The 2,126-nt window shown below is 36.9% G+C and carries 2 protein-coding genes and 1 pseudogene; 2 read left to right on the top strand and 1 reads right to left on the bottom strand.

The annotated features are described in order from the left end of the window. On the top strand, window positions 1–1,525 hold a 1,525-nt coding region (locus tag BAZSYMA_RS05680), incomplete at its 5' end, for an RHS repeat-associated core domain-containing protein (RefSeq protein ID WP_090716566.1). A 54-nt stretch (window positions 1,526–1,579) separates the two neighbouring features. Here BAZSYMA_RS05680 and BAZSYMA_RS05675 read toward each other — a convergent pair. After that, a pseudogene (locus tag BAZSYMA_RS05675) lies at window positions 1,580–1,771 on the bottom strand (IS256 family transposase); the annotation flags it as partial. A gap of 67 nt (window positions 1,772–1,838) precedes the next feature. Here BAZSYMA_RS05675 and BAZSYMA_RS09985 point away from each other — a divergent pair. Beyond that, window positions 1,839–2,012: a hypothetical protein gene (locus BAZSYMA_RS09985; RefSeq protein WP_195910117.1), complete on the top strand. Its 174-nt coding sequence runs from the start codon at window positions 1,839–1,841 to the stop codon at window positions 2,010–2,012. The last annotated feature ends 114 nt before the right edge of the window (window positions 2,013–2,126 follow it).

Here is a 2,126-nt window from a genome sequence, read left to right as displayed (position 1 = left end):
ACTAGAACTCTACCAGCAAACCTACACCTACGACACAGGTAACAACCTAACCCACCTCTCACACCAAGCAAACAGTAGCACTTGGCAACAAGCCCTCACCATCCACCCTAACAGCAACCGTGGCACTGAAACCCAACAATCCACCATCAACTTTGATGCCAACGGCAATCTATTAAACTTAAACAATATCGGTAACCTAGAGTGGCACTACAACAACACCCTTAACAAACTCACCAAAGCAGACAAAAGCAACGCCACACAATGCTATGTTTATAATTACCAAGGCAAACGAGTTCGCACTGTAACTGAATCTAACCACCAAGTTCAAAGCCAGAGAGACTACCTGCCCTCACTAGATCTTTCAACCAACCAAGCAAAACAACAAAGTAGCACCCTGCACATCGGCACCCATATCCTGTGCGAAAGCAATAAAGACAACACACAAAGCCCCAGCCAAACTCGCTACCAACTCGCCAGCCACCTACAATCCAACGCCTTAGAATTGGATGACAAAGCCCAAACCCTTAGTTACGAATACTACTACCCCTACGGTGGCACTACCATCATTGCGGGTAAAGACAAAACCCAAGTGCAACAAAAACGCTATCGCTATACGGGTAAAGAAAGAGATGATAGTAGTGGTTTATGCTACTACGGGGCTAGATACCTAGCCCCATGGCTGTCAAGGTGGGTAAACCCTGATTCAGCAGGTGTTGGCTTGAATTTGTATGTTTATGTGGGTAATAATCCCCTTAAATATAGGGATCCAACAGGGCATATGAAAAAAACACCTGAACAAGAGGCTGTGGAAGAAGGTGCTGTTGGGGGAATAAATAATATAGAAATCGAAAGAAAAGTTTCTAAAGAATATAGAATAGATAGAGATGCACTATTACACAATTCAAGTGAGGAAATGGCTCAAATACAACAAAAAATTTTTCAATCATATGTTTTTAAAAAACTGAGTACATTAGAATCTTCTAGCCGAAACCGTGATCTTGAAGGATATGATCAGCGAACAATAAAAATAAAACAATTACGAGATAGTATACATGGTCATATTGCCAATATAAATCAAACTGGCGTCCCCTTTCCCAATAATTTTATACAATTTTTTGCAAGCAAGGAATATGAGGATTTAGTCATTAACACATATAAAGTTGCTAATTGTTCGGAATGTGCGTTTATTATGTTGAACGAGTTAAGAAAAAATCATCCTAATATGACAGCAGAATATCTACTCACAACAAAACCTGATCATGCATTCAACTTAGTTAATCGCGATCAACGCACCCCCATATTTGAACCTGAAAAATGGAATGAAAGTTCTTTAGTGGTAGACGCATGGGCAGGAAGCGTTTACACTAAAAAAGAATTTTCTAATGTAAACGAAAAATTATATTATTATGGCATTAGTAATAATATTGCAGGATCGTCTCAACATATAATAAAATATGCTGGAAGCGGGATGAGTTATCGCACATATCAAAAAAACAAGATGGACTCAGAAGAATCTATGTTTTAACCTGTGAGGGATCCCGACCCTGTAAACCAGATTGTGTAAAGTCCTCTTTAAAAATCAGACATAATCCTTTAATCTATCCTCATGCAGGATTATAAACTGATTCATTGCTTGTGGCCAATTTCTAATCGACATAGTCCATCTTTTACTAGCTGCTTCAATGGCTAAAAACACAACCTTAAAAGCAGAATTATCATGATTAAAAATCTTACGATTCTTGATAGATTTTCTAATCACTGAGTTTAGTGATACCATTTTCAAAAATAAACTAAATAAATATGGTAAAATAATAAGTTTTTAACAAGACAATAAAATTATGCCAAGACCTCGCTCACTTCCAAAATCTTTTTACAACGAAAATTTTAAAAGCCTAGCTAAAAAACAAACACATCATAGAGTTAAGATTCGATTAATGGCAATGCACCACATTCAACAAGGGCATACCTATGCCAATACTGCTAAGACATATTTATACCATTTTCAAAAATAAACTAAACTAATTCTATCCATTCTCTACTACACAATTTCTTAACAAAATTATCCTTCTTTAAGATGTCATTCCAAGCATCGCAACATTTATCCACAATTTCTTCATAATCCTTAA

The organism is Bathymodiolus azoricus thioautotrophic gill symbiont (genome assembly GCF_001298715.1).
GTDB lineage: Bacteria > Pseudomonadota > Gammaproteobacteria > PS1 > Pseudothioglobaceae > Thiodubiliella.
This window is presented reverse-complemented; position numbering and strand designations above follow the sequence as displayed.

Excerpts from the sequence above, each read along its gene's own strand:
- BAZSYMA_RS09985 (WP_195910117.1), top strand. The coding sequence starts at position 1,839 with ATGCCAAGACCTCGCTCACTTCCAAAATCTTTTTACAACGAAAATTTT.